General features: G+C 55.8%; 20 protein-coding genes. 14 read left to right on the forward strand and 6 right to left on the reverse strand.

Annotated elements, in window-relative coordinates; translation table 11 throughout:
- Positions 1 to 2 precede the first annotated feature (2 nt).
- Positions 3 to 755: a 16S rRNA (guanine(1516)-N(2))-methyltransferase RsmJ gene (gene rsmJ, locus RDN66_RS03605; protein WP_035893884.1), complete on the forward strand. Its 753-nt coding sequence runs from the start codon at positions 3 to 5 to the stop codon at positions 753 to 755.
- A gap of 115 nt (positions 756 to 870) precedes the next feature.
- Here rsmJ and RDN66_RS03610 read toward each other — a convergent pair whose 3' ends face one another.
- Positions 871 to 2,070 (reverse strand): NAD(P)/FAD-dependent oxidoreductase, encoded by a 1,200-nt coding sequence (locus RDN66_RS03610; RefSeq protein ID WP_202217025.1) that lies wholly within the window; start codon positions 2,068 to 2,070, stop codon positions 871 to 873.
- A gap of 233 nt (positions 2,071 to 2,303) precedes the next feature.
- Between RDN66_RS03610 and RDN66_RS03615 the strand changes: the two genes are divergently transcribed.
- A complete protein-coding gene (locus RDN66_RS03615; RefSeq protein ID WP_035894836.1) occupies positions 2,304 to 2,807 on the forward strand; it encodes an Rrf2 family transcriptional regulator in 504 nt (167 codons plus the stop codon).
- A 51-nt stretch (positions 2,808 to 2,858) separates the two neighbouring features.
- On the opposite strand, the gene uspA is transcribed toward RDN66_RS03615, so the two are convergent.
- Positions 2,859 to 3,296: a universal stress protein UspA gene (uspA, locus tag RDN66_RS03620; RefSeq protein WP_035894835.1), complete on the reverse strand. Its 438-nt coding sequence runs from the start codon at positions 3,294 to 3,296 to the stop codon at positions 2,859 to 2,861.
- A gap of 382 nt (positions 3,297 to 3,678) precedes the next feature.
- Between uspA and uspB the strand changes: the two genes are divergently transcribed.
- On the forward strand, positions 3,679 to 4,014 hold the full coding sequence (uspB, locus tag RDN66_RS03625) for a universal stress protein UspB (protein WP_035894834.1): 336 nt from the start codon (positions 3,679 to 3,681) through the stop codon (positions 4,012 to 4,014).
- A gap of 56 nt (positions 4,015 to 4,070) precedes the next feature.
- Here uspB and pitA read toward each other — a convergent pair whose 3' ends face one another.
- Positions 4,071 to 5,558 (reverse strand): inorganic phosphate transporter PitA, encoded by a 1,488-nt coding sequence (pitA, locus tag RDN66_RS03630; protein ID WP_035894833.1) that lies wholly within the window; start codon positions 5,556 to 5,558, stop codon positions 4,071 to 4,073.
- Between the two features lie 230 nt (positions 5,559 to 5,788).
- Here pitA and RDN66_RS03635 point away from each other — a divergent pair, with 230 nt between their 5' ends.
- Complete coding sequence (locus RDN66_RS03635) at positions 5,789 to 6,979, forward strand: NAD(P)/FAD-dependent oxidoreductase (protein ID WP_202217026.1); 1,191 nt, start codon at positions 5,789 to 5,791, stop codon at positions 6,977 to 6,979.
- Between the two features lie 4 nt (positions 6,980 to 6,983).
- On the opposite strand, the gene RDN66_RS03640 is transcribed toward RDN66_RS03635, so the two are convergent.
- Entirely contained in the window at positions 6,984 to 7,847 is an 864-nt protein-coding gene (locus RDN66_RS03640; RefSeq protein ID WP_035894831.1) for a LysR family transcriptional regulator, read from the reverse strand.
- Between the two features lie 96 nt (positions 7,848 to 7,943).
- Between RDN66_RS03640 and RDN66_RS03645 the strand changes: the two genes are divergently transcribed.
- From RDN66_RS03645 to RDN66_RS03685, 9 genes are all read left to right on the forward strand, one after another.
- The gene (locus RDN66_RS03645) at positions 7,944 to 8,453 is read left to right on the forward strand and encodes a phenolic acid decarboxylase (protein ID WP_202218056.1); all 510 of its coding nucleotides are present in this window, start codon (positions 7,944 to 7,946) and stop codon (positions 8,451 to 8,453) included.
- 385 nt (positions 8,454 to 8,838) lie between these two features.
- Positions 8,839 to 9,978, forward strand: a complete 1,140-nt coding sequence (gene arnB / locus RDN66_RS03650) for a UDP-4-amino-4-deoxy-L-arabinose aminotransferase (RefSeq protein WP_202217027.1) — start codon at positions 8,839 to 8,841, stop codon at positions 9,976 to 9,978.
- A gap of 1 nt (position 9,979) precedes the next feature.
- The gene (arnC, locus tag RDN66_RS03655) at positions 9,980 to 10,960 is read left to right on the forward strand and encodes an undecaprenyl-phosphate 4-deoxy-4-formamido-L-arabinose transferase (protein ID WP_185667379.1); all 981 of its coding nucleotides are present in this window, start codon (positions 9,980 to 9,982) and stop codon (positions 10,958 to 10,960) included.
- A complete protein-coding gene (gene arnA / locus RDN66_RS03660; protein ID WP_202217028.1) occupies positions 10,960 to 12,945 on the forward strand; it encodes a bifunctional UDP-4-amino-4-deoxy-L-arabinose formyltransferase/UDP-glucuronic acid oxidase ArnA in 1,986 nt (661 codons plus the stop codon). Before arnC ends, arnA begins: the two co-directional genes overlap by 1 nt.
- The gene (gene arnD, locus RDN66_RS03665) at positions 12,942 to 13,844 is read left to right on the forward strand and encodes a 4-deoxy-4-formamido-L-arabinose-phosphoundecaprenol deformylase (protein WP_202217029.1); all 903 of its coding nucleotides are present in this window, start codon (positions 12,942 to 12,944) and stop codon (positions 13,842 to 13,844) included. Before arnA ends, arnD begins: the two co-directional genes overlap by 4 nt.
- Positions 13,841 to 15,496, forward strand: coding sequence for a lipid IV(A) 4-amino-4-deoxy-L-arabinosyltransferase (arnT, locus tag RDN66_RS03670; RefSeq protein ID WP_202217030.1), 1,656 nt, complete (start codon positions 13,841 to 13,843; stop codon positions 15,494 to 15,496). Before arnD ends, arnT begins: the two co-directional genes overlap by 4 nt.
- On the forward strand, positions 15,493 to 15,831 hold the full coding sequence (gene arnE / locus RDN66_RS03675; protein ID WP_123650902.1) for a 4-amino-4-deoxy-L-arabinose-phosphoundecaprenol flippase subunit ArnE: 339 nt from the start codon (positions 15,493 to 15,495) through the stop codon (positions 15,829 to 15,831). Before arnT ends, arnE begins: the two co-directional genes overlap by 4 nt.
- Positions 15,831 to 16,220, forward strand: a complete 390-nt coding sequence (arnF, locus tag RDN66_RS03680) for a 4-amino-4-deoxy-L-arabinose-phosphoundecaprenol flippase subunit ArnF (protein ID WP_202217031.1) — start codon at positions 15,831 to 15,833, stop codon at positions 16,218 to 16,220. Before arnE ends, arnF begins: the two co-directional genes overlap by 1 nt.
- A gap of 121 nt (positions 16,221 to 16,341) precedes the next feature.
- Positions 16,342 to 17,532 carry an MFS transporter gene (locus RDN66_RS03685; RefSeq protein ID WP_202217032.1) on the forward strand — a complete coding sequence of 397 codons (1,191 nt, stop codon included), beginning with the start codon at positions 16,342 to 16,344 and terminating at the stop codon, positions 17,530 to 17,532.
- 33 nt (positions 17,533 to 17,565) lie between these two features.
- Here the strand turns inward: RDN66_RS03685 and RDN66_RS03690 are convergent, their stop codons facing one another.
- Together RDN66_RS03690 and RDN66_RS03695 are read right to left on the reverse strand one after the other, a co-directional pair.
- Positions 17,566 to 18,123, reverse strand: coding sequence for a DcrB family lipoprotein (locus RDN66_RS03690; RefSeq protein ID WP_035894816.1), 558 nt, complete (start codon positions 18,121 to 18,123; stop codon positions 17,566 to 17,568).
- A 73-nt stretch (positions 18,124 to 18,196) separates the two neighbouring features.
- Positions 18,197 to 18,862, reverse strand: a complete 666-nt coding sequence (locus RDN66_RS03695; protein ID WP_035894815.1) for a 7-cyano-7-deazaguanine/7-aminomethyl-7-deazaguanine transporter — start codon at positions 18,860 to 18,862, stop codon at positions 18,197 to 18,199.
- Positions 18,863 to 19,044: 182 nt separating this feature from the next.
- On the opposite strand from RDN66_RS03695, the gene tusA reads away from it, so the two are divergent.
- A complete protein-coding gene (gene tusA, locus RDN66_RS03700; protein WP_035894813.1) occupies positions 19,045 to 19,290 on the forward strand; it encodes a sulfurtransferase TusA in 246 nt (81 codons plus the stop codon).
- Positions 19,291 to 19,487: the final 197 nt, after the last annotated feature.

Consider the following 19,487-nt stretch of genomic DNA (forward strand, 5'->3'; position numbering starts at 1 on the left):
TCGTGAAAATTTGTTTACTTGATGAAACGGGCGCCGGAGACGGCGCCTTATCTGTTCTTGCCGCCCGCTGGGGGCTGGAACAGGATGACGACAACCTGATGGCGCTGGTGATGACGCCGGAGCATCTGGAACTGCGCAAACGCGACGAGCCAAAGCTTGGCGGCATCTTCGTGGATTTTGTCGGCGGGGCGATGGCGCACCGGCGTAAATTCGGCGGCGGTCGCGGTGAAGCGGTGGCGAAAGCCGTGGGCGTGAAAGGCGGCTATCTGCCTGACGTGGTGGATGCGACGGCGGGGTTGGGGCGTGATGCGTTCGTGCTGGCTTCCGTTGGCTGCCGCGTGCGGATGCTGGAGCGTAACCCGGTGGTGGCGGCATTGCTCGACGATGGCCTGGCGCGCGGCTACGCCGACCCGGAAATTGGCCCGTGGTTGCAGGAGCGGCTACAGCTGATTCATGCCTCCAGCCTGACGGCGTTAACGGATATCACCCCGCGTCCGCAGGTGGTGTATCTTGACCCGATGTTCCCGCATAAGCAGAAAAGCGCGCTGGTGAAAAAAGAGATGCGCGTGTTTCAGTCGCTGGTGGGACCGGATCTGGATGCGGATGGTCTGCTGGAACCGGCGCGTCAGTTGGCAACCAAACGCGTGGTGGTGAAACGCCCGGATTACGCGCCGCCGCTGGCGGACGTGGCGACACCGAATGCGGTGGTCACCAAAGGGCATCGGTTTGATATTTATGCGGGGACGGCGGAGTAATTTCCCCTAACCCTCTCCCCAAAGGGGAGAGGGGATCGACCGCGCGGCCTGCACTCTCTGCCTTTCCCCCTCGCCCCTATGGGGAGAGGGCCGGGGTGAGGGGGCTTGCACAATCTTAAACAAACGGTGCCAGCGGGTCCGCAATCTCAAACGCCACTGCACGGTCCGCTTTCGGTGGATAAATCAGTTCGCTGACAATCGACACTTTCAGCTTCTTCGCCTCTTCACGCGTCAGCTTCACCTGCTGATCCCAGCCTTCGCTGTACACCGCACCCCATGCGCCCAGATCCAGACAGGTAACGTACATCTCCTGACGATACGGCAGCGGTGCCACGTCCAGCACGCTTGCCGCCGCGTTGTTCCCGGCAAACTTGCCCAGCAGAATGGCGTGCTGGCAGGTCATCAGGGCATGGTTGCCTTTGTCGTCTGTCGCGGCGTAAGCCACATCGCCCGTGGCGTAGATATCGTCATGGCCGAGCACCTGCAGATTACCGTTCACGTGCAAACGACCCTGGCGGTCGCGCGGCGCATCAATCTGCGCCGTCAGATCATTAGCCTGAACGCCGACGGTCCAGATAACGGTCTGGGAGGCGATAACCTGCCCATCTTTCAGCGTTACGCCGGACGCATCCACGCTTTCCACTTCCGCATTTACCAGCCACTCCACGCCCAATTCGGCAGAGGCTTCGATAATCACATCGCGTAACTCTTTGCTCCAGCGCCCGCCCGGCTGCGCGCCGCGCTCAACTACGACAACTCTGGTCTTAGCATCTTCACCCAGAATTTCACGCAGACGGCCCGGAAGCTCCAGCGCCATCTCAATCCCGGTGAATCCGCCGCCGCACACGACTACGGTGTTACGCGCGTCGCTCTCAGGCTGGCCGGCCAGATCTTTCAGATGCTGCTCCAGCACCGTCGCGCTTTCCAGTTGGTCAAGGTCGAACGCATGTTCGGCGGCACCGGCAATGATATCGCGGTTGACGTGGCTGCCGCTGGCAAGCACCAGACGGTCGTAGCGACGCAGGCGCACTTCACCGTTCTCGTCTTTCCAGCTCACCTCTTTCGAGGCCGGAAGGATCTGCTCAACGGTGCCGCGTAGGAATTTAACGCCGGTGACGTCGAACAGCGGCATCAGTGGCGAAACCAGCGTCTGAACGTGGCTTTCATAAAAACGCGGACGAACGCGCAGCTCCGGCTGTGGCGCAATCACCGTAATATCAACGGCCTGCTGGTGTTTGTCTGCCAGACGCGCGGCGCTCAGCGCTGCCCACATACCGGCAAAACCGGCACCGACGATCAGAATTTGTTTACGCATTAGGTTTGTCTCACTGTTCACTACGATTGATTGACTCGGATTTTATTGGTCGCAGTTAAAGATTGCAATGTGATTCGTGTCAGCAATCGCACCAGAAGACACATTTTGATTTTATCTATTTGATATTCAATTAATTAAATTTTTAACCTCTCGGTATTTATGCTTGCCTTATGGAATGCGTCTGGCGAAAAAGCTACAATAACTCAGATTCATTTTGGCTGAGATAAGAGCGCATGGCATTCTACAGTTCTGGGGTTGAGTACGGCATACATAGTCTGATGTGCATGGTGGACGGCAAAGGGGATGCCCGCGATATGAGCGTGCGCGAAATTGCCGAGCTGCAAAGCGTGCCCTATGACTATCTGGCCAAAATCTTTACCCGCCTGTCGAAAGCCGGGCTGGTGCGCAGCATCGAAGGCAAGGGCGGCGGTTTTCAGCTGGCGAAACCGGCTGAGGACATTACGGTACTGGACGTGGTCAACGCTATTGATGGCGATAAGCGTATTTTCGAGTGCCGGGAAATTCGTCAGCGTCTGGCGGTCTTTGATGAACAGCCGCCGGAGTGGGCCTGCGAAGGTATCTGTGGCGTGCGTTCGGTGATGGACATGGCGCAGCAGCGAATGGAAGAGGCGTTAGGCCAGCATACGATTCTGGACCTGGCGCGTAAGATGTACCGCAAAGCGCCTGACACCTTCGTGGTGGAAGTGCAGGAGTGGATTGCCGGGCGCAAAGGCTAGAAATAAAAACGCCTGCATAGGCAGGCGTTTTCACGATGCTCGATGAGAGATTTATTCTTCTTCGTCGTCGCGCAGCGGAACAATCAGCATATCAACGTGAACGGTGTTGATAAGCTGGCGAGCAGAAGACATCAGTTTGCTCCAGAAATCCTGGTGATGACCGCAGACAACCAGGTCCATATCGTATTTCTTGATAGCATCAACCAGCACCTGACCCAGGTCGCCGCTACCGCTCAGGGTTTCGGTGATTGGGTAGCCTGCACCAGTAGAGAGTTCGCTCAGCGCGTGGTGAGTCTCTTCGGAGATTCGTTTCTGCATGTCGCCCAGATTGACGTCAATCAGCCCGGTGTAGAGATCGGAATAGTTCACGTCAACGTGAATCAGAGAGACTTTCGCATTGTAGGGGCGAGCCATTGATACCGCTTTCTCTACCAGTACTTTGCTCTCTGGTGAAAGGTCGACGGCGATAAGAATGTGTTTGTAAGCCATAGTGTTACTCCTTCCATAAAGTTGTCGATGACTGTTGGACCAGACAGCCCATGCGCTGTCCCTTGCCCGCGTCCTGCGTGCTATCTGCGCGGGGTTTGCCCTTAAAGACCTAATTGTAGAAGATATTTCTACCTTATATTGGCCTTGGGGCGCCGTCAATGCATCCGGTTCGCCAATTAGTTAAACAAATTTTTCCATCTTACGTATTGATAACGATTAACCTTGTGGTAAAAAATTTAACTGATCTCCTACACTATTTAATGAGCCGGTCGAATAAATAAACGTGATCGGAATCGCACTCTTTTACTGAGGTGTTGGTGGGAAATTGGGGAGCGGTATGCCCTGGGGGATATCTCTGAGGGCTGGTCGCCGGGGAGGAGTTATGATCAGCACAATTGCGCTGTTTTGGGCCCTGTGTGTCGTTTGTGTGGTGAATATGGCACGTTACTTCTCATCGTTACGTGCGTTATTGGTTGTACTACGAGGTTGCGATCCCTTGCTCTATCAGTATGTCGATGGCGGTGGTTTTTTCACCTCTCACGGCCAGCCGGGTAAGCAGATGCGTCTGGTCTGGTACATCTACGGGCAGCGTTACCGCGACCATCACGACGATGAGTTTATCCGTCGCTGTGAGCGCGTTCGCCGTCAGTTTATTTTGACCAGTTCACTTTGTGGATTGGTGGTCATTAGCTTAATTGCTTTGATGATTTGGCACTGAGTAAAAAAAAACGGGCCAGTTTCCTGACCCGTTTTTATGTTTTTATCACTGTGAGCTTAGATAAGCTTCAGCGAGATCCAGTACAGCACGCCGGACAGAATGATAGAGGCCGGCAGGGTGAAGACCCAGGCCATCAGGATGTTGGTCACGGTTTTACGCTGTAACCCGCCGCCATCGACCAGCATGGTACCCGCCACGGAAGAGGAGAGTACGTGCGTCGTGGAAACCGGCATCCCGGTATAACTTGCCAGGCCGATGGACACCGCAGAGGTCATCTGCGCGGCCATGCCCTGTGCGTAGGTCATACCTTTCTTACCGATTTTCTCGCCGATAGTGGTAGCAACACGGCGCCAGCCGATCATTGTACCAATGCCCAGCGCCAGTGCGACGGCCATAATAATCCAGATTGGCGCGTACTCAATGGTGCTCAGCATGTCGGTTTTCAGTTTCTTCAACAGACGCTGATCGTCGGCATTCACTTCCGGCATCTTCGCCACTTTATCGGTGGTGTCAGAGATGCAGAGCATGATGCGACGAAGCTGACCACGCTGCTCTACCGAGAGCTTATCGTAGCTCTCGATTCCTGACAGCATCGCCTTCGTGCGGTCAAGCGCGTTCATGGTGTTCGCCGGGTGACAATGGAACTCAGTGGCTTGCAGTGCTTCAGGGGTTAACGGGTCAGCGCTGTTCTGCACTTTCAGCAGCAGCTCAGGGCGCTGCTGGAAGAAGGTTTCAACGTTGTTGACCGCATCGCGGGTACGGGTGATTTCGTAGCCGGAAGCGTTCATGTTAACCACGAAACCTGCCGGAGCAACGCCAATCAGTACCAGCATCACCAGACCAATGCCTTTCTGACCATCGTTCGCACCGTGGGAGAATGCCACGCCAATTGCGGAGAGGATCAGAGCAATACGGGTCCAGAACGGCGGCTTTTTCTTGCCGTCTTTCTTTTCACGTTCAGCAGGAGTCAGGTGGATACGAGCACGTTTTTTGGTACCGCTCCAGAAACGACGCAGCACGAAAATCAGACCGCCAGCAAACACCAGACCGACAATTGGCGACACGATCAACGACGCGAAAATGTTAATCACTTTCGGGATGTTGAGTGCATCAACCACGGACGTTCCGGTCATCAGCGCATTGGTTAAACCAATACCGATGATGGCACCGATAAGCGTGTGGGAGCTGGACGCAGGCAGACCGAAATACCAGGTGCCGAGGTTCCAGATAATAGCCGCCAACAGCATGGAAAAGACCATGGCGAGGCCGTGAGCGGAGCCCATATTGAGCAACAGATCCGTCGGCAGCATATGCACGATGGCATAAGCTACACTCAGGCCGCCCAACAGAACGCCGAAGAAGTTAAAGATTGCGGCCATTGCAACAGCAAGCTGCGAACGCATGGCGCGGGTATAAATTACGGTGGCCACTGCGTTAGCCGTATCATGGAAGCCGTTAATCGCTTCGTAGAAAAGAACAAACAACAGTGCCAGTACTAACAACAGCCCGGTATGTAAATCCAGACCAGCAAACAAATGTAACATAGGACGTTACGCCATTTTGAGGACATGAACGCGCGGCATTATCAGGGACATTGGCGGCGCGGGCAAAGTGAAATCTCTATTTTTTTTGATATTTATCCATGTAATTTTAAAGGTCGAAAAGAATTATTTATTTTGTATCAATCGGATAAGTCGGGTTTGTGGATATTTCACTGGTACGACTTCGGTGAAAAATTTACAATTCCCGACAATACCTAAGTTGAGGATAGTGCGTGGAAAGGTTTGATGCCATTGTAGTGGGTGCCGGAGCGGCGGGAATGTTTTGTGCCGCCATGGCTGGACAGGCAGGGCGCCGCGTTTTGCTGCTGGATAACGGCAAGAAACCGGGGCGTAAAATCCTGATGTCCGGCGGCGGTCGCTGCAATTTTACTAACCTTTATGTCGAACCCGCGGCATATCTGAGCCAGAACCCGCATTTCTGCAAATCTGCGCTGGCGCGCTATACCCAATGGGACTTTATCGACATGGTCGGTAAGCACGGCATTGCCTGGCATGAAAAGACCCTCGGGCAGCTTTTCTGCGATGACTCCGCCGATCAAATCGTGGCGATGCTGGTTGCCGAGTGCGAAAAGGGCAATGTCACCACGCGCCTGAGAAGTGAAATCCTGAGCGTCACCCGTGATGACGAGGGCTACACGCTTGTGCTTAACGGTGATGAAGTGTCGGCCAATAAGCTGGTCATTGCCAGCGGTGGCCTGTCGATGCCGGGACTCGGGGCGACGCCTTTCGGCTATAAGGTGGCCGAGCAGTTTGGTCTGAAAGTATTGCCAACCCGCGCGGGCCTGGTGCCATTCACTCTGCATAAACCGATGCTCGAACAGCTACAGGTATTGTCTGGCGTGTCGGTGCCGTCGGTCATCACCGCGCAGGACGGCACGGTATTCCGCGAAAGTCTGCTTTTCACCCACCGCGGACTATCTGGCCCCGCAGTGCTGCAAATCTCAAGCTATTGGCAGGCGGGTGAGTTCGTGAGCATTAATTTACTGCCGGATATCGACCTGGCGGACTTCCTCGACGTGCAGCGCGCCGAGCACCCGAACCAGAGCCTGAAAAATACGCTGGCGATGCAGCTACCAAAACGGCTTGTCGAGTGCCTGCAACAGCTTGGACAAATTCCGGACGTCACGCTCAAACAGCTTAACGTCCGCGATCAGCAAACGCTGGTCGATACGCTGACCGACTGGCGCGTGCAGCCAAACGGCACCGAGGGCTATCGCACGGCGGAAGTGACGCTGGGCGGCGTAGACACCAACGAACTTTCTTCGCGCACCATGGAAGCGAAAAAAGCGCCGGGGCTCTACTTTATTGGCGAAGTGATGGACGTGACCGGCTGGCTGGGTGGCTATAACTTCCAGTGGGCGTGGTCCAGCGCCTGGGCGTGTGCGCAAGCGCTGGCGGAATAAGCCATTAATTCTGCTGGCTAAAGAGCCGCAGCAGCATCTCCACCTGTTCGTCGAGCGGGGCTAAATCCCGTTTGACGATCAGATGCAGCGGCGTGGCGCGCCGTACGCCGTGGCTAAGCGGCAGCGTCTTTAAAATCCCCTGCGCCAGTTCGTTCTGAATTCTCTCCTCCGGCAACCAGCCGTATCCTACCTGATACATCACCGCATCGATGGCCGCATCAATAGTCGAAAAGGTCCACGCGTCGCGTTCGGCCTGTTGGTCACTGTTGTTATCGGCGATGCGGATCAGCGGCCAGGCGCGAAGGTGCTCATCGCTGAGCGTCTCTTCGTGCTGGAAAAGGGGATGATCGCGATGGGCGACGGCAACAAAATCAATGTTCATCAACCATTCGCCGCGCCCGGTAATGTCCTGGCGGCGGGTCAGCACCATCACGTCTGCCTCGGCCTGAATGGCATCGTTGCCGCTGGCGTTCTCCAGCACTTCAGTTAAGCGCACCTGAGTCTGAGGATAGCGCTGCTGAAACTGGCGCAAAATGGCAAACAGCCGCTCGCGCGGGAAAATACTGTCGACCACTAAATCCAGCCGGGTGCGCATACCTTCGCGCAGTGTGGCTGCGCGGGTCTCTACCCAGGCAAAGGCCTTCAGTAGCGGTTTGACCTGGGCCAGCAGCAGTTCGCCTGCCGGGGTTAATACCGCACGGCGGCCTTCCGGAATCAGCAGCGCCACGCCGAGACGCTCTTGTAATAGCGCCAGGTTGTAGCTCACCGACGACTGGCTGCGATGGGTCTCTTCCGCCGCTTTGGCAAAGCTCCCGAGCGCTACCACCTTCTCCAGCAGCGCCCATTGTTCCAGCGTTGTCTTGTGCATAATTGATTCAAAAAGTAGATGGGTTTCATTAAAACATAGCGTTATTCATTTATTTTTTAAAGCAATAAGATCTCTGCATCGACACAAGGAGATTTAATCATGAGCAACTTTGATAAACACGATTTGAGCGGTTTCGTTGGCAAACATCTGGTCTATACCTACGATAACGGCTGGAACTACGAAATTTACGTCAAAAACGACCACACTCTGGATTACCGTATCCACAGCGGCATCGTGGCGAATCGTTGGGTGAAAGACCAGCAGGCGTATATTGTCCGCGTAGGTGAAAACATCTACAAAATTTCCTGGACTGAACCGACCGGTACCGATGTGAGCCTGATTGCAAACCTGGGCGACAAACTGTTCCACGGCACCATCTTCTTCCCACGTTGGGTGATGAACAATCCGGAAAAAACCGTGTGCTTCCAGAATGATCACATTCCGCTGATGAATAGCTATCGTGATGCAGGCCCGGCCTATCCAACAGAAGTTATTGATGAATTTGCAACGATTACCTTCGTTCGCGACTGTGGGGCCAATAACGACAGCGTAATTAACTGCGCGGCGAGCGAATTGCCGAAAGATTTCCCTGCTAATTTACGCTAGGGCTTACCACAGCAATACGCGTTATTTATTACACTAATATTCAACGGATATTAAAATGAGCCATAAATAAAGTACTTGTTTAGAAAACGTTGAATTATGTGAGTCTGAGCCCAGTTTCAATGCAAACTGGGCTTTTTTTTTACAAAAATTCAGTGAGAACAATGACCTTTATAAAGTATTGATTTTGTTTATTAATCATTTATTGCATGAATCCGTATTTCTTTCTTAATCTTATCCTAAGATAACACTGATACTTTTACTGCAATTCAATGTTGTAGGTTTAATTATCACGTCTATCTATTCCTGATTTTAACAACACCGCGATAAGCACCGTTTTATTCTCGAATCAGGCGTACTCATTTGCGTTATAGGGTAAGGAACATTCATGAGTGATTTTCTGCCGTTTTCACGTCCCTCTATGGGCGAGGCGGAGTTCGCAGCGCTGAAAGAGGTGCTGCAATCGGGTTGGATCACCACCGGACCAAAAAACCAGGCGCTGGAAGAGGCGTTTTGCGCCCTGACGGGAAACCGTTTTTCAATTGCCGTGAGTTCCGCGACCGGCGGTATGCACGTTACGTTGATGGCCCTCGGCATTGGTCCTGGCGATGAAGTCATCACCCCTTCGCAAACCTGGGTTTCTACCCTCAATATGATCGTTCTGCTGGGCGCGACCCCGGTGATGATCGACGTCGATCGCGACAATCTGATGATCACCCCAGAAGCGGTTGAAGCGGCAATTACTCCGCGCACCAAAGCGATTATTCCCGTGCATTATGCTGGCGCGCCGGCGGATATCGACGGGCTGCGCGCAGTGGCTGAACGCCACGGCATTCCGCTGATTGAAGACGCGGCGCATGCGGCGGGCACCTACTACAAAGGCCATCATGTTGGCTGGCAGGGAACGGCGATTTTCTCCTTCCACGCCATCAAAAACATGACCAGCGCGGAAGGCGGGCTGATTATTACCGACGACGAACAGCTGGCAAACCGCATTCGTAGCCTGAAATTCCACGGTCTTGGCGTTGATGCCTACGACCGCCAGACCCATGGCCGGGCGCCGCAGGCGGAAGTGATTAGCCCCGGATTTAAGTACAACCTGGCCGATATCAACGCCGCGCTGGCGCTGGTTCAACTGGGCAAGCTGGGTCAGGCCAATCAGCGTCGTAGCGATATCGCGCAGCGCTACGTGCAGGAACTGGCGGATACGCCTTTCCAGCCGCTGGCCGTACCGAGCTGGCCGCACCTGCACGCCTGGCATCTGTTTATTATTCGCGTAGATGAGCAGCGCTGCGGTATCAGCCGCGATGCGTTGATGGAACAGCTCAAGGCGCAAGGTATCGGCACCGGGCTGCACTTCCGTGCGGCGCATACGCAGAAGTACTACCGCGAGCGCTTCCCGGAACTCTCTTTGCCCAATACCGAATGGAACAGCGCGCGTATCTGTTCGCTCCCTCTTTTCCCGGATATGACCGATGACGACACCACCCGTGTCATTACGGCGCTCCATCAGTTAGCAGGCCGTTGATATGTTTGAGTACCCTTTAGTCAAAAAAGTCTCCGTCGTGATACCGGTATACAACGAGCAGGATAGCCTGCCGGAGTTGATCCGCCGTACCGACGCAGCCTGTGCGACGCTTAATCGTGACTATGAAATTTTGCTGGTTGATGACGGCAGTAGCGATGACTCTGCACGCATGCTGGTGGAAGCGGCAGAAGCCCCGGAAAGCCACATCGTGGCGGTGCTGCTGAACCGTAACTACGGCCAGCACTCGGCGATTATGGCGGGCTTCAGCCACGTTACCGGCGACCTTATCATCACTCTCGATGCTGACCTGCAAAACCCGCCGGAAGAAATTCCGCGCCTGGTGGAAAAGGCAGACGAAGGCTACGACGTGGTCGGCACCGTGCGCCAGAACCGTCAGGACAGCATCTTCCGTAAAACGGCATCGAAGATGATTAACCGTTTGATCCAGCGGACCACCGGTAAAGCGATGGGCGATTATGGCTGCATGCTGCGCGCCTATCGCCGCCATATCATCGACGCGATGCTCAACTGCCACGAACGCAGCACCTTCATCCCGATTCTGGCGAACACTTTTGCTCGCCGCGCCGTGGAGATCCCGGTGATGCACGCCGAGCGTGAGTTCGGTGATTCAAAATACAGCTTTATGCGCCTCATCAACCTGATGTACGACCTGGTGACCTGTTTAACCACCACGCCGCTGCGTCTTCTGAGCGTGGTCGGTAGCGTCATCGCCGTGCTCGGCTTTGCTTTCTCCATTCTGTTAGTGGTGCTGCGCCTGGCGCTGGGCCCGGAATGGGCGGGTGACGGGGTGTTCATGCTATTCGCCATTCTGTTCATGTTTATCGGGGCTCAGTTTATCGGCATGGGCCTGCTCGGGGAGTATATCGGCCGCATCTACAACGACGTGCGCGCCCGTCCTCGTTACTTTATTCAACGTGTTGTTCGCCAGGAAAATCTGGAATCTGAAGAGGAAAATCGTTAATGAAAGCTGTTGTATTTGCCTATCACGACATGGGTTGCACCGGTATTCAGGCACTGCTGGACGCCGGATACGACATTGAGGCGATCTTCACTCACCCGGATAACGCCGGTGAAAACAACTTCTTTGGCTCCGTTGCCCGTCTGGCAGCCGAGCAGGGCATTACCGTTTATGCGCCGGAAGATGTTAATCACCCGCTGTGGGTTGACCGTATTCGTGCGATGGCGCCGGACGTGATTTTCTCCTTCTACTATCGCAACCTGCTGAGCGACGACATCCTCAATCTGGCACCGAAGGGGGCTTTCAACCTGCACGGTTCCCTGCTGCCAAAATACCGTGGCCGTGCGCCGCTGAACTGGGTGCTGGTCAACGGTGAGAAAGAGACCGGCGTTACCCTACACCGCATGACCAACCGCGCGGATGCGGGCGACATTGTGGCGCAGCAGACTGTCGCTATTGCCGACTCTGACGTGGCGCTGTCGCTGCACCGTAAGCTGTGCGCGGCTTCCCAGACTCTGCTGGGTGATGTGCTGCCGAAAATCCGCAGCGGTCAGACTCAGGAACGTGCGCAAAATGATACAGACGCGACCTACGTCGGTCGTCGTACCCCGGAAGACGGTCGTCTGACCTGGGAAAAACCGGCGCAGGAACTGCACAACCTGGTGCGCGCGGTGAGCGATCCGTGGCCGGGCGCGTTTGGCTATGTCGGCACCAATAAATTCATCGTCTGGAAATCCCGTGTGCGCACCGATATGGCAGCCGCGAAGCCGGGTACCGTGCTGTCCGTGGCACCGCTGGTGGTTGCCTGCGGTGAGGGCGCGCTGGAAATCGTCACCGGTCAGAGCGCTAACGGCGTTTACATGCAGGGTACTCAGCTGGCGCCAGCGATGGGCCTGGTGGCCGGTGCGCTGCTCTCCAGCCGTCCGTTTGTGGCGGTGAAGCGTCGTACCCGTGTGCTGATTCTGGGCGTGAACGGCTTTATCGGTAACCACCTGACCGAACGCCTGCTTCAGGATGATAACTATGAGATTTACGGCCTGGATATTGGCTCTGACGCTATCAGCCGCTTCCTCGACTGCCCGCGCTTCCACTTTGTAGAAGGCGACATCAGCATCCACTCCGAGTGGATCGAATACCACATTAAGAAATGTGACGTGGTGCTGCCGCTGGTGGCAATTGCGACGCCTATCGAATATACCCGTAACCCGCTGCGCGTATTCGAACTGGACTTCGAAGAGAACCTGAAGATTATTCGTGACTGCGTGAAGTACAACAAGCGCATCATCTTCCCGTCAACTTCCGAAGTGTACGGCATGTGTACCGACGCGAACTTCGACGAAGACACCTCCAACCTGGTGGTGGGGCCAATCAGCAAACAGCGCTGGATCTACTCGGTTTCCAAACAGCTGCTGGACCGCGTGATTTGGGCTTACGGTGACAAAACCGGCCTCAAGTTTACCCTGTTCCGTCCGTTTAACTGGATGGGTCCGCGTCTGGATAACCTGAACGCCGCGCGTATCGGTAGCTCCCGTGCGATCACTCAACTGATCCTCAACCTGGTAGAAGGTTCGCCGATCAAACTGATCGAAGGCGGCAAACAGAAACGTTGCTTCACCGACATCAGCGATGGTATCGAAGCGTTGTTCCGTATCATCGAAAACAAAGATGGCCGCTGCGATGGGCAGATCATCAACATCGGTAACCCGGACAACGAAGCAAGCATCAAAGAGCTGGCAGAAATGCTGCTCGACTGCTTCGAACGTCACCCGCTGCGCGATCGTTTCCCGCCGTTTGCTGGCTTCCGTGAAGTGGAAAGCAGCGACTACTACGGTAAAGGCTATCAGGACGTAGAGCACCGTAAGCCAAGTATTCGTAACGCTAAGCGTTTACTTGACTGGCAGCCGACGGTAGAAATGCAGCAGACCGTTGAAGAGACGCTGGACTTCTTCCTGCGCACGGTTGAACTGACGGATGAAAAACCATCATGAAAAAAGTAGGTTTGCGCGTTGATGTGGACACCTTTCGCGGTACTCGCGAGGGCGTACCACGGCTGATGGCGGTGCTCAAAAAGCACCGCATACAGGCCAGTTTTTTCTTCAGCGTCGGGCCGGATAACATGGGGCGCCACTTGTGGCGCCTGGTAAAACCGAAGTTCTTGTGGAAGATGCTGCGCTCGCGCGCGGCATCGCTGTATGGCTGGGATATTCTCCTCGCCGGTACGGCTTGGCCTGGACGACGCATTGGTGCGGCGAACGCGGAAATCATCCGCAGCGTTGCGCAGGTACATGAAGTCGGTCTGCACGCCTGGGATCATCACCGCTGGCAGCAGTGGAGCGGCGTGTGGAAAGAGGAACAGCTGGTCGCGGAAATCGGCCGAGGTCTCAGCGAGCTGGAAGCGATTCTGGGTCGCCCGGTCACCTGTTCTGCGGTAGCCGGCTGGCGTGCGGATCAGCGCGTGGTGAAAGCCAAAGAGTCGTTCGATTTTCTCTACAACAGCGATTGTCGCGGTACGCAGCCGTTTCTTCCGCAGTTGAGTAATGGGGATACCGCTACCGTGCAGATCCCCGTCACGCTGCCAACCTGGGATGAAGCGGTGGGCACCGTGGTCAGCGCTGAAGGCTATAACCGCTGGCTGCTGGAGCAGATCCGCAAAGATACCGGTACGCCGGTATATACCATTCATGCAGAAGTTGAAGGCGGTGTCTGCGCCGAACAGTTCGATTATCTGCTGACCCTGGCGGCGCAACAGGAGATCCTGTTTTGCCCGCTGAGCCAGCTTCTTCCGGATGACTTCCGTCAGCTCCCGGTTGGGAAGGTGGTACGGGGAGAATTGGCTGGCCGTGAAGGCTGGCTTGGTCGCCAACAACTATTGAGCCCCGATGTATGAAATCCCTTCGCTATGGTATTTCGTTAGTTGCATTGTTCGTTCTTTACTATCTTCTGCCCCTCAATTTTCGGTTGCTGTGGCAGCCGGATGAAACCCGCTATGCGGAGATAAGCCGTGAAATGCTGGCCACCGGTGACTGGATTGTGCCGCATTTCCTCGGCCTGCGTTATTTTGAAAAGCCGATTGCGGGCTACTGGATCAACAGCATTGGTCAGTGGCTCTTTGGGCATAACAACTTTGGCGTGCGCTTTGGCGCGGTGTTTTCAATCACCGTATCTGCGCTGCTGGTGGCCTGGCTTGCCTGGCGTATCTGGCGCGATAAAAAAGTGGCGTTGCTGTCCGGAGTTATCTTCTTAACGGCGTTCCTGGTTTACGGTATTGGTACCTATGCGGTGCTCGACCCGATGATCACCCTGTGGATGACGCTGGCGATGTTCAGCTTCTGGCTGGCGGCATCGGCGAAAACCACCGGTGAACGTTTCTGGGGCTACGTGCTGCTCGGCATTGCCTGCGGAATGGGGGTGATGACCAAAGGGTTCCTGGCGCTGGCTGTGCCGGTGATTGCTGTACTGCCGTGGGTTATCGTACAGAAACGCTGGCGGGAGGTGCTTATCTGGGGCTGGCTGGCGGTACTGGTATGTGTACTGACCGTGTTGCCCTGGGGGCTGGCGATTGCGCAGCGTGAAGGCGACTTCTGGCGCTATTTCTTCTGGGTCGAGCATATTCAGCGCTTTGCGCAGAGCGATGCCCAGCATAAAGCGCCGTTCTGGTACTATCTGCCGTTCCTGATTGCCGGGAGCCTGCCGTGGCTGGCCCTGCTGCCGGGCGCGTTAAAGCTTGGCTGGCGCGGGCGTGAAGGGCAGAGCAGCGCATTCTATCTGCTGGGCTGGATAGTAATGCCGTTCTTGTTCTTCAGTATCGCCAAAGGCAAGCTGCCAACCTATATTCTGCCGTGCTTTGCGCCGCTGGCGATGCTGATGGCGCGCTATGCGGTGGATGCGGCAAAAGTGGGGGCGAAGGCACTGCGGATTAACGGCATCATCAACATAGCTTTCGGCGTGATTGGCCTGGTGGCGGTGTTTGTTGTGTCGCCGTGGGGGCCGATGAAGCAACCGGTGTGGATGCAGATTGAGCTGTATAAGTGCGTGCTGGCAGCGGTGGCGTTCTTTGTCTGGGCGCTGATGGGCTGGCTGTCAATCAAGTCGGATGCGCAGCGTTGGACGCTGGCGGCACTCTGTCCGTTAGGACTGGCGCTGCTGGTGGGGTTTGCCATTCCGGATCGCGTGACTAACAGCAAGCAGCCGCAGTTCCTGGTGGATATTGTGAGTGAGTCTCTGACACCGAGCCGCTATGTGCTGAGCAACAGCGTCGGTATTGCTGCTGGGCTTGCCTGGGAGCTGAACCGCAGTGATATCATCATGTATGCGCAGACGGGTGAGTTGAAATACGGTCTCGCTTATCCGGATGCCAAAGGGCGCTTCATCTCCGACAGCGATTTCCCGCAGTGGCTGGAAGCGCATCGCCAGGAGGGACCTATCTCCCTGGTGCTGCAGTTGCCGCGCAATGCTAAAGTCGTGGATTTACCGCTGCCAAAACCCGATGAGGTATATGTGATGGGACGAACCGCATTTATTCAGTATCGTCCGCAATGATAACCTGGGCCTGTCTGCTGCTCGCCAGCTTATTGAGCTGTGCCGGGCAGCTATGCCAGAAACAGGCCACGCGCCCGGCGCCAGCCGGGCAGCGTGGGCGCCATCTGTTGACCTGGCTTGGACTCGCGTTGGCGATGCTCGGGCTGGGGATGCTGCTGTGGCTGCTGGTATTACAGCAAATTCCGGTCAGCGTGGCTTATCCGATGCTGAGCCTTAATTTTGTCTGGGTGACGCTGGCGGCACGTACCATCTGGCACGAGCCGGTGAGCCGCCGTCACTGGGCGGGCGTAGCGCTGATTATTGTTGGTATTATATTAGTAGGGAGCAGCGCCTGATGGGGCTTATCTGGGCATTAATGAGCGTAGTGCTGGTCAGCGCCGCTCAATTGACGCTGCGCGTGGCAATGACCACGCTGCCCTCGGCGGAGCAGCCGCTGGTGTTCCTGCTGCATTTGCTGCATTTCGGCGCCGGAACGCTGGCGCTTTTCCTCGGTCTGTTCGGTTACGTGGCGTCGATGGCCTGCTGGTTCTTTGCGCTGAAGCGACTGCCGCTGGCAAAAGCCTATGCGTTATTGAGCCTGAGCTACATGGTGGTGTGGTGTGCCGCTATCTGGCTACCAGGCTGGCACGAACCCTTCTCCTGGCGTGGTCTGCTGGGCGTCGTGGTCATTATTGCGGGTGTTATCACCATCTTCTGGCCAAACAAATCCTCCCATACCGCGTAGCCCGGCCAAGCGAAGCGCCGCCGGGAATGACTCCGAGCCTTCCGGGGCCGGCGTAAACGCCTCGCCCGGGCTACAAAATGTGCAATAATGCCTTTTTCGATGCATCTATAAGGGATTATCTATGCCTGCGGTCGACGCTGAGGGGCAGCTTAGCGGTCTGCGCCTCAACCTGCGTATTGTCTCCATCGTTATCTTCAACTTCGCAAGTTACCTCACCATTGGCCTGCCGCTGGCGGTACTGCCTGGCTATGTCCATGACGTTATGGGATTCAGCGCCTTCTGGGCGGGGCTGGTGATAAGCCTGCAATACTTCGCCACTCTGCTCAGTCGCCCGCACGCCGGGCGTTATGCCGACCTGCTGGGGCCAAAACGTATTGTGGTGATGGGGCTGTGCGGCTGCTTTCTCAGCGGGTTGAGCTATCTGCTGGCGGCAACGGGCAGCGACTGGCCTCTGGTGAGCCTGGTCCTGTTGTGTCTGGGGCGCGTGATCCTCGGTATCGGGCAGAGTTTTGCCGGGACGGGCTCCACGCTATGGGGCGTTGGCGTGGTGGGCTCGCCGCATATTGGCCGGGTGATCTCATGGAACGGGATTGTCACCTACGGTGCGATGGCGATGGGCGCGCCGCTCGGCGTGGTGTGTTATCGCTATGTGGGTCTACAAGGGCTGGCATTGGCGATTATGGCCGTCGCTGCCGTCGCCATCCTGTGCGCGTTGCCGCGTGCAGAAGTGAAAGCCAAAAAGGGCAAGCCGATGTCCTTTCGCGCGGTGTTGGGGCGCGTCTGGCCTTACGGTATGGCGCTGGCATTGGCCTCCGCTGGCTTTGGGGTTATCGCTACCTTTATCACCTTGTTCTATGACGCGAAAGGCTGGGACGGCGCGGCATTTGCGCTCACCCTCTTTAGCTGTGCATTCGTAGGCACACGTCTGCTGTTCCCGAACGGTATCAACCGCCTCGGCGGCCTGAACGTGGCGATGATTTGCTTCTCAGTGGAGATTGTTGGCCTGCTGCTGGTGGGCGTGGCGGATACGCCGCTGATGGCAAAAATCGGCACCTTCTTCGCGGGAGCGGGATTCTCGCTGGTGTTCCCGGCGCTGGGCGTTGTTGCGGTGAAGGCCGTACCCCAGCAAAACCAAGGGTCGGCGCTGGCCACCTACACCGTGTTTATGGATTTATCGCTGGGTATTACCGGTCCGCTGGCCGGGCTGATGATGGCGTGGATGGGGATTTCGACGATTTATATTGCCGCAGCGGGGCTGGTGGCGGTGGCGCTGCTGCTGGGATGGCAGCTAAAAAAACGGCCCCTGGCGTAAGCACGCAAGAGGCCGTGTCGTGGTCAGCAAAACTTAGTTGATGACCAGCGTATTGATGATTTTCTCAGCGTCAGATTGCGCCTGCTGCTGGTTGTCCGCTGGCAGCGTAACCTGCATAGTCAGCAGCTTGCCATCGATTTTACCCAGTACGACGGAAGAGTACGCGGTCTGCCCTTTCGCGGAGATGATGCTGTCGAGCTGTTGCAGCGTGTGGCCTTTCACCTCGATGGATTTATTGGTCACCACCTGCAGCTGCGGGTCGCGGCTGCGCTGCTGATCTTCAAGACGTTTTGCCATCACCGCTAAATCTTCGGTGGTGTCGTCGCCAACGATGACGATGACCGCTTTCATGCCGGTGGCGTCAGAGTAAACGTGCATGTTATTGCTCTGGGTGCCCAGCTTACCGCTCTGGTCGGTCATCCCGGCCGGCAGCGTAAAGCTCAGCTTACCGTCTAACAGATTGATTGCCTGACCTGCGGCATCGCTTGCGGCAGCCGAACCCTGTGCAGGGGTGCTGGTGTCGCTGTTGTCACAGGCCGCAAGGCCCATTACCAGCAGGCCAATACCAGCATATTTCACCAATTTGCGCATTGACATCTTCCTTTCGATAAATAGCCACTAACGGCTCATCTGCGTATCTTATCACAACCCGTGTAATGAACTCTCAACCTGGCTGCATTGCTGACAAATCAGATTTATCTGCCAGCTTTTTCAATAGCATATTCAGCAGTACGCCGTACATCGGCAGGAAGAAAACAATGCTGATCAGCACTTTAAAGCAGTAGTCCACGAGGGCGATTTCCACCCAGTGCGTGGCCATGAACGGGTCGGTGCTGCGCCAGAAGGCGATAAAGAAGAACGCCAGCGTGTCGCTGATGTTGCCGAACAGCGTAGAGGCTGTTGGTGCGAGCCACCAGTGGCGACTCTGACGCAGGCGGTTGAACACGTGTACGTCAAGGATCTGCCCCAGGGCATAGGCCATAAAGCTGGCGGCGGCGATACGGGCCACGAACAGGTTAAAGTGCGCCAGCGCGCCGAAACCTTGCCATTCGCCCATATAGAACAACGACGAAATGACGTAGGAGATCATCAGCGCCGGGACCATCACCGCGAAAACGATACGGCGAGCCAGCGGTGCGCCAAAGATTCGCACGGTCAGGTCGGTCGCGAGGAAGATAAACGGAAAGCTAAACGCGCCCCAGGTGGTGTGGAAGCCGAAAATAGAGACCGGCAGCTGTACCAGATAGTTACTGGAAGTGATCACCAGCAGGTGAAATAGCGATAGCCAAACCAGCGCATGACGGCGCTGTAAGGATGTAAAGGGAGTCATATTGTACCTTTTTAGTGGTTGGGGTGAGGGAACCCAATAAGTCTGCAAACCCATTGCAGGGGCGGAATGATACTGCTTTCGCGTTTCATTGCAATGGTTGTTTTTCGCGCAATCGTTAACCTGGTTGCGTTGAGGCAAGGTCAGCGTAAACTAAGCGCGTTTTTTCTGACGACGAGATTCTCATGACCGATTTGTTTTCCAGCCCCGACCACACCTTAGACGCGCAAGGGCTGCGCTGCCCGGAACCGGTAATGATGGTGCGTAAAACCGTGCGGACGATGCCAGTGGGGGAAACGCTGCTGGTGATTGCCGACGATCCTGCCACCACGCGCGATATTCCCGGTTTTTGCCGTTTTATGGAGCATGAGCTGATTGCCCAGCAAACCGAGTCTTTGCCGTACCAGTATTTGCTGCGTAAGCGCCATTAATCGGCATCGAGCCAACCCGGGGTCGGCGTAAACGCCTCGCCCGGGCTACAGATCTAGCACCGTAGCCCGGCCAAGCGGATGTACGACCGGATACATAGGTAACACTTCAGACCGGGAACATAGGTAACACTTTCCTAGTCTATCCGGATAATACTACGGCTTTTCCGGTCATAGTAAGCAAGCGTTATTCCGTTAAA

This window comes from uncultured Kluyvera sp. (genome assembly GCF_902485085.1).
GTDB lineage: Bacteria > Pseudomonadota > Gammaproteobacteria > Enterobacterales > Enterobacteriaceae > Kluyvera > Kluyvera ascorbata.

What these genes read in the sequence shown, in the direction of transcription:
- RDN66_RS03610 (WP_202217025.1), bottom strand. Translation starts at nt 2,070, where the DNA reads ATGCGTAAACAAATTCTGATCGTCGGTGCCGGTTTTGCCGGTATGTGG.
- RDN66_RS03615 (WP_035894836.1), top strand. Translation starts at nt 2,304, where the DNA reads ATGGCATTCTACAGTTCTGGGGTTGAGTACGGCATACATAGTCTGATG.
- uspA (WP_035894835.1), bottom strand. Translation starts at nt 3,296, where the DNA reads ATGGCTTACAAACACATTCTTATCGCCGTCGACCTTTCACCAGAGAGC.
- uspB (WP_035894834.1), top strand. Translation starts at nt 3,679, where the DNA reads ATGATCAGCACAATTGCGCTGTTTTGGGCCCTGTGTGTCGTTTGTGTG.
- pitA (WP_035894833.1), bottom strand. Translation starts at nt 5,558, where the DNA reads ATGTTACATTTGTTTGCTGGTCTGGATTTACATACCGGGCTGTTGTTA.
- RDN66_RS03640 (WP_035894831.1), bottom strand. Translation starts at nt 7,847, where the DNA reads ATGCACAAGACAACGCTGGAACAATGGGCGCTGCTGGAGAAGGTGGTA.
- arnB (WP_202217027.1), top strand. Translation starts at nt 8,839, where the DNA reads ATGAGTGATTTTCTGCCGTTTTCACGTCCCTCTATGGGCGAGGCGGAG.
- arnC (WP_185667379.1), top strand. Translation starts at nt 9,980, where the DNA reads ATGTTTGAGTACCCTTTAGTCAAAAAAGTCTCCGTCGTGATACCGGTA.
- arnA (WP_202217028.1), top strand. Translation starts at nt 10,960, where the DNA reads ATGAAAGCTGTTGTATTTGCCTATCACGACATGGGTTGCACCGGTATT.
- arnD (WP_202217029.1), top strand. Translation starts at nt 12,942, where the DNA reads ATGAAAAAAGTAGGTTTGCGCGTTGATGTGGACACCTTTCGCGGTACT.
- arnT (WP_202217030.1), top strand. Translation starts at nt 13,841, where the DNA reads ATGAAATCCCTTCGCTATGGTATTTCGTTAGTTGCATTGTTCGTTCTT.
- arnE (WP_123650902.1), top strand. Translation starts at nt 15,493, where the DNA reads ATGATAACCTGGGCCTGTCTGCTGCTCGCCAGCTTATTGAGCTGTGCC.
- arnF (WP_202217031.1), top strand. Translation starts at nt 15,831, where the DNA reads ATGGGGCTTATCTGGGCATTAATGAGCGTAGTGCTGGTCAGCGCCGCT.
- RDN66_RS03685 (WP_202217032.1), top strand. Translation starts at nt 16,342, where the DNA reads ATGCCTGCGGTCGACGCTGAGGGGCAGCTTAGCGGTCTGCGCCTCAAC.
- RDN66_RS03690 (WP_035894816.1), bottom strand. Translation starts at nt 18,123, where the DNA reads ATGCGCAAATTGGTGAAATATGCTGGTATTGGCCTGCTGGTAATGGGC.
- RDN66_RS03695 (WP_035894815.1), bottom strand. Translation starts at nt 18,862, where the DNA reads ATGACTCCCTTTACATCCTTACAGCGCCGTCATGCGCTGGTTTGGCTA.
- tusA (WP_035894813.1), top strand. Translation starts at nt 19,045, where the DNA reads ATGACCGATTTGTTTTCCAGCCCCGACCACACCTTAGACGCGCAAGGG.